Here is a 6,035-nt window from a genome sequence, read left to right as displayed (position 1 = left end):
AGCAGGGGCACCACCGGATACCCGAACGTCCTGACCGGCCTTGGCAGGTCCGGCCGGCGCCGGCGCAACCCGAACACCGTGGCCGCCGCCAAGGCGTAGAAGGGCCAGATCGCCAGGACGAAGGTATCCGCGAGGCGCTCGAAGCCGAGGAAGAGGACGAACCCGACCGCCAGCGATCCAATGAGGGCGATGCACCGCGACGGCGTCTGGAACCTGGGGTGTACCGCCGCCAGGCCCCGGAAGAACAGGCCGTCGTCGGCCATGGCGAAGATGATCCGCGGGCCGGTCATCATCGAGCCCATCAGGGTGCCGAAGGTGGAGACCATCACGACCACCGAGACCAGCCCTACCCCGAAGCGGCCTACCAGGAGCTGCGCCGCGTCCGCCGCCACCAGGGGCGAGTGCCGCACGCTCGCGATGGGCAGCAGGTAGAGGTAAGCCAGGTTCACGGCCAGGTAGATGGCGATGATGGACAGCGTGCCGAAGATGAGCGCCCGCGGCAGGTTCTTCTCCGGGTTCTTCACCTCGCCGCTCACGAACGAGACGTCCGCCCAGCCGTCGTAGGCCCACAGCACCGAGACCAGGGAAAGCCCGAAGAGCCCGGCCTTCACGGTCCCGTCACCCGCCGTGTAATGGCCGACGTCGCCGTTGCCGAGGACGAACGCCAGGAGGACGAGCAGCACCAGGGCCGAGTACTTGGCGCCCGTGGTGAGGTTGAGCAGGATCGCACTCCACTTGACGCCCCGATAGTTGACGATGGCGGTCACGGCGATCGCCCCGGCGGCGATGTAGTGGACCGGGCCCGCCGTGGGATCGTAGCCGAGGGAGCGCATGAGGTACTCGGCGAAGACGGTGGCGATGGCACCCAGCGCCGTGGCGCGGATCACCAGCAACTCCGTCCACCCGAAGAGGAACGCGGGGAGCCGGCCGAACCCTTCCCGCACGAAGACGTAGACGCCGCCGGAGCGCGGGAACAGGGCCGCCAGCTCCGCGTAGGTCAGGGCGCCGCACAGCGCGAGCAGGCCGCCCAGGGCCCACACGCCGAGCATCGGCAGGGGCGACGGCACCAGGTCGGCGATGCGCGCCGGCGTGCGGAAGATGCCGCTGCCGATGGTGGAACCGACCAGCACCGCGATGGCCGAGAAGAGGCCTAGGCTGCGGGGGAGCCGCTCGCCCCAGGCATCGCGCTGGGCGCCGGCGTCCATCGGATGGTTTGCGGGAGGCACGCGCCAAGATACCGTATTCTTGCGGGATTGACACTCCTTCCCGCGCCGGTGAAGCTTGCCCTATTCATGACCAAGCGCATCCGGACCTACCGCGAGCTTTCGGGCGAGGACCGCTCCGGCATCGGGACCCAGGTCGCGGTGCAGCAGGACCGGGTCCGCGAACGTCTCCGCACGGTGCGGCACACCGTCGCCGTCATGAGCGGCAAGGGCGGCGTGGGCAAGAGCTTCGTGACCGCGCTGCTCGCGACCGCGCTCGCGGAGGCCGGCAAGCGCGTGGGCGTGCTGGATGCCGATCTCCACGGTCCGACAGCGGCAAGAATGCTGGGCGTGGGAGGCGAGCCACTCGTAGTACGCGACGACGACGTCGTGCCCCCGGAAGGCGCGCGGGGCGTGCGCGTGATCTCCAGCGACCTCCTCCTCGCCGAGGGCGCGCCGCTCAGGTGGAAGGAGCCGGGCGAGGCGCGGTTCGTCTGGCGCGGCACGCTCGAGGCCGGGATGCTGCGCGAGTTCCTGGCTGACGTGGCCTGGGGCGAGCTCGACTTCCTGCTGCTGGACCTCCCACCGGGCACCGACCGCCTCACCACCCTGATGGAGCTTCTTCCCGGGCTCACCGGCGTGCTGGCCGTGACGATCCCGTCCGACGCCTCGCTGCGGGCCGTGGCCCGCTCGCTCCAGCTGGCGAGCGATGGCGGCGTCCGCATTCTTGGCATCGTAGAGAACATGGCCAACTACCGCTGCGCGCAGTGCGGCGCTCAGGGCCCGCTCATGAGCGGCGACGCCGCCGATCGGCTCGCCACCCTTGCCGGGGCCCCGGTGCTCGCACGCCTCCGGTTCGATCCGGCGGTGCAGGCGGCCGTGGACGGGGGCCGGGTCGGCGAGCCGGCCGACCCGGCCTTTGCTGCGCTCGCCGCGGCCCTGCTCGCTCGGGTGGAGGGCGCATGAAGTTCCTCTGCGTGGACTGCGACCAGCAGATGACGTTCGAGGAGCGCCGGCTCCCCGGCGATGGCACGCTCGCGGCGGCGTTCAAGTGCCCCAAGTGCGGCCGCACGGTCGCCATGCTCACCAATCCGATGGAGACGCAGCTCGTCTCGTCGTTAGGCGTCAAGATCGGCGGGCGCACGGTGCCCGAGCAGCCGATGGAGTTGATCCGAACCGCGCTCGAGGGCGGGCGCGAGGGCGCCTTCGCCGACACCGAGCCCGGTGAGGAGCGGCGCGATTCCACGCCTGGCGGCGCGCCCGCCCGTGTCACCTGGGACGACCGGGCGACGCAGCGCCTCGCGAACGTGCCGTCGTTCGTGCGCGGGATGGTCAAGCGCATCTACGCGGACTACGCGGCCGAGCGCGGCATCTCGGTCATCACGCCGGACGTGATGGACGCGGCCCGCGGCGACCTCGGCCTCGAGGGGATGTAGCCGGTGGCGGACCCACAGCCCCGGACGCGACCTGCCGCGGCAGCGGACTTCGAGGAGCGCCAGGTCGGCGAGCTTCGCATCCGCATCGACCGCACCCTGTGCGTCGGGTTCGGCGACTGCATCGAGGCGGCGGGCCAGGCCTTCGTGCTCGACGACGAGGGGATCGTGACCTTCCTGGAGCCTGAAAAGGTCGAGCGCGAGCGGCTGCTCAGCGCCTGCGACGTGTGCCCCGTTGACGCGCTCACCGTGTGGGACCTGTCGCGCAACCAGCTCGTTCCACGCTAGCCGTCGAAGGTGTTGACAGTCGTCGCTGGTGCGCCATATACTCGACCGGTTCACTCCCCCGACAATCGAAACACCTGCGCGGCATCGCCCAGCGCCGATCCTCGACATTATCCGTTCAAACCCGACAACCGCGCTCGTGCTTTTGCCGACCGAACTCGGTTTGACCGCCAATCTCGCCGTACATTGGGCTTCGGGGGGAAGCCGAGGGCGACGTGAACATAAACAAGCTCTTTCGGTCGCTGCCGATTCGCGCGAAGCTGACAATCGCCTTCGGCGCGTGGGCGACGGTGCCCGTCGCCATTCTCGGCGTTGCCGGCACGGTCGTTACGACGCGCCAGATCGAGAGCAAAGCTCTCAAGGTGATGGAGAGCGAACTGCTCGTGGCCCGTGAGCGGTCCGAGGCGTTGCTCTCCCGGGTGCGTGCGGATCTAGCCTACTTCGCCGCCGCCAACGGCTTGGCAGACCTGACATCTCAGCCGCGGCGGTCCGGCTTGGAGCGTCTCGCACCGGCCCTTCAGACCTTCCTCCGCCACAAGCCGGACTACTATCGCGTACTGCTCGTGGCTGCGGATGGCCACCTGCTCATCGTCGCCCGCGCCGAGCGGACTGGCCGAATCACAGTAGACCTGGAGCCAGACCCGGTGGAGGGGCTCTACTACGGCTATGTCGCCGACCGTGTGCCGCCGGGGCAGGTCGGTGTGCAACCCCTCGAGGTGCGTGGCGGTGAAGAGGTCGCGCCGGTGGCAGTGGTGGCCTTCGTGCAGCCGCTTGCTGCCGAAGGCCACTCGTCGGCAGCGGTGGTCCTGGAGTTCCGTCTCGCGCAGCTGGCAGATCTCTTCCGAGGCACGGCTATGGCCTCGCGTGGCGTCACGGCCGTCGCGACTTCGGAAGGCCTCCTCCTCTATCACTCCCAGCGCCACCGCCAGCACCGCTCGCTGCTGGCGGCGCAGCCGGAGGCGACGATATACGCCGATCTGCCGCGAGCCACCGCGGAGCGCGTCGTCAGTGGAATGCCCGGTGTCGACCGTGGCCCGCGCTCCATCGTCGCCTACGTTCCGTTCCGATTCGCCGGCTCGACCAGTGGCGAAAGCTTCGTCCTCTACCACGCCGTGCCCAGGGACGAGCTCTTCGCTCCCGCCAGGCGGCTTGCCGCGATCGTTCTAGGCGGCGGCGCGGTCTTTCTCGCTCTCGCCCTCTGGCTGGCCGTGATCGCCGCGCGCCAACTCACCGGACCCATCCGGGCTCTCCGTGAGCGCACCCGACGCCTGGCGCAAGGTCTCCGCGACGCCCCGCTTCCGGTCGCCACCAACGACGAACTCGAGGACTTGGGTCGGGACTTCACGGAGATGGCGCGACAGCTCCAGCTCCACACGGAGAACCTCGAGAGCCTGGTGGCGCAGCGGACCAGCGAGAAACTCCGCGCCGAGCGGCTCGCCGCGGTGGGGACGTTGGCGGCCGGCGTCGCGCACGAGATCAACAACCCGTGCGGGATCATGCTGAACCGGATCGAGTGCGTCGCTCAGGAGGTCGCGGCACGCTGCGGTGAGTGCTTCGCGCTGCGTGACCTCGACGTGGTTCGCCAGAACGCGATGCGGGTGGCCACCATCGCCCGGGGTCTGCTGGACCTGTCGCGGGACGAGGAGGCACCGACAGCCAAGGTCTCGCTCGGTGACGTCGTGGCGCGCGTGGCCGACTTCGTGGGTGGCGAATTCCACCTGCGTGGGGTCGCTCTGGAAACCGCACTGGCCCGGCAGCCGACGCTTGTCGCCGGCAACGAGTCCCGGTTGGAGCAGCTGGTGCTTAATCTGCTGCTCAATGCCCTCCAGGCGACGCCCCTCGGCGGCCGTGTCCGCGTCGGCGTCGCGACGGACGGCGGTCGAGCGGTGGTGCTGGAGGTGCAGGACACGGGCTGCGGGATCCCTCAAGACGCCTTGGAGCGGATCTTCGACCCCTTCTATTCAACGCGCCGAAACAGCAGAGGCACTGGTCTCGGGCTGGCGGTGGTGCAGAACATCGCAGCCGGACACCGGGCGCGGATCCTGGTCGAGAGCGAGCCTGGTAACGGGAGCACGTTCCGCGTCATGTTCCCGCCGGTCGACCGGGGCGCTCGGCCATGAAGGCCACTGTCCTCATCGTCGATGACGAGCCAGCCGTATTGGAGAACTGCGAGCGGCTGCTCCGGCCCCACGGACTAGACTGCGTGACGCTGCCGGACAGCGCCAGGTTCCGGGACAGCTTCCGTGCCACGAGACCCGATGTCGTGCTCTGCGACCTCAAGATGCCGGACCTCGACGGTCCGGGGTTCTTCCAGCAGATCACGCGCCGTCACCCGCACCTCGTCTCCCGGGTCGCCTTCCTCACCGGCGATTCCTTGAGCCCCGAGAGCCACGAGTTCATCGATCTCAGCGGCGCGCCGTGTCTCGCCAAGCCCTTCAGCCTGGGCGAGGTCTACGACGTCATCCGTGGGCTCACCCGCGAGATGCCGGTCGTCGTTTAAAGCGTCGGCCTCCCGCCGCCGAGTTGCTAGAATACGCGCACCGATGACGGCCCCCGTCGTCCTCGTCTTCCTCTTGCTCGGTCTCACCGGCACCGCGGCCGCGGACCTCCCGACCGTGACCCACGAAGGCCGGGCGTACGTCGAGCTCACCCGCGTCGCGACGAGCCTCGGCGGGACGCTCGAGGCGAGCCCGGAGAGCCCGCGGGCGCAGCTCCGGGCCCAGGGGCACGTCGTGACGCTCACGCGGAACTGGTCGCAGGTCCTCGTGGACGGCAAGCCGTTCGTGCTGGGAGCCCCGGTGCGCGTCAGCCGCGGCGTCTGGCTCGTTCCCGAGACGTTCCTCGGCGAGGTCGTCCCGAGGCTCCGGGCGTCGACGCGCGAGCGGCCCGCCACGCCCGTGGCGATGCCGCGCGCGGCCCCGCTCGCCGAGGTCACCCTGGAGGAGTTGCGCTCGCGCTCGTACCCGTCCTTCACGCGCATCGTCCTCGAGACGACCGGGCCCCTCACGCACCGGATCGAGGCGGGCAGCCCCGGGGAGGCGCGCGTGCGGCTGCTGCGCCTCCGCGGCGCGGCACAGGTCGAGGAGATCCGCGATGGGTTCGTCAGCGAGGGGCG

At 69.9% G+C, this 6,035-nt stretch carries 7 protein-coding genes; 6 read left to right on the top strand and 1 reads right to left on the bottom strand.

Annotated elements, in window-relative coordinates:
- On the bottom strand, positions 1–1,226 hold a 1,226-nt coding region (locus Q8Q85_16175), incomplete at its 3' end, for an amino acid permease (GenBank protein MDP3775796.1).
- Between the two features lie 48 nt (positions 1,227–1,274).
- Here Q8Q85_16175 and Q8Q85_16170 point away from each other — a divergent pair.
- The 6 genes from Q8Q85_16170 to Q8Q85_16145 all read left to right on the top strand — a co-directional run.
- Positions 1,275–2,168, top strand: a complete 894-nt coding sequence (locus tag Q8Q85_16170) for a P-loop NTPase (protein MDP3775795.1) — start codon at positions 1,275–1,277, stop codon at positions 2,166–2,168.
- Positions 2,165–2,638, top strand: a complete 474-nt coding sequence (locus Q8Q85_16165; protein ID MDP3775794.1) for a hypothetical protein — start codon at positions 2,165–2,167, stop codon at positions 2,636–2,638. Before Q8Q85_16170 ends, Q8Q85_16165 begins: the two co-directional genes overlap by 4 nt.
- A gap of 3 nt (positions 2,639–2,641) precedes the next feature.
- The gene (locus Q8Q85_16160) at positions 2,642–2,923 is read left to right on the top strand and encodes a ferredoxin (GenBank protein ID MDP3775793.1); all 282 of its coding nucleotides are present in this window, start codon (positions 2,642–2,644) and stop codon (positions 2,921–2,923) included.
- 212 nt (positions 2,924–3,135) lie between these two features.
- Positions 3,136–5,040 carry an ATP-binding protein gene (locus Q8Q85_16155; GenBank protein ID MDP3775792.1) on the top strand — a complete coding sequence of 635 codons (1,905 nt, stop codon included), beginning with the start codon at positions 3,136–3,138 and terminating at the stop codon, positions 5,038–5,040.
- Positions 5,037–5,420, top strand: coding sequence for a response regulator (locus Q8Q85_16150; protein ID MDP3775791.1), 384 nt, complete (start codon positions 5,037–5,039; stop codon positions 5,418–5,420). The genes Q8Q85_16155 and Q8Q85_16150 overlap by 4 nt, the downstream gene beginning before the upstream one ends.
- Positions 5,421–5,463: 43 nt before the next feature.
- The coding region (locus Q8Q85_16145) for a stalk domain-containing protein (GenBank protein ID MDP3775790.1) at positions 5,464–6,035 on the top strand (572 nt) is incomplete at its 3' end.

It is taken from the genome of Gemmatimonadales bacterium (assembly GCA_030697825.1).
Taxonomy (GTDB): Bacteria; Gemmatimonadota; Gemmatimonadetes; order Gemmatimonadales; family JACORV01; genus JACORV01.
This window is presented reverse-complemented; position numbering and strand designations above follow the sequence as displayed.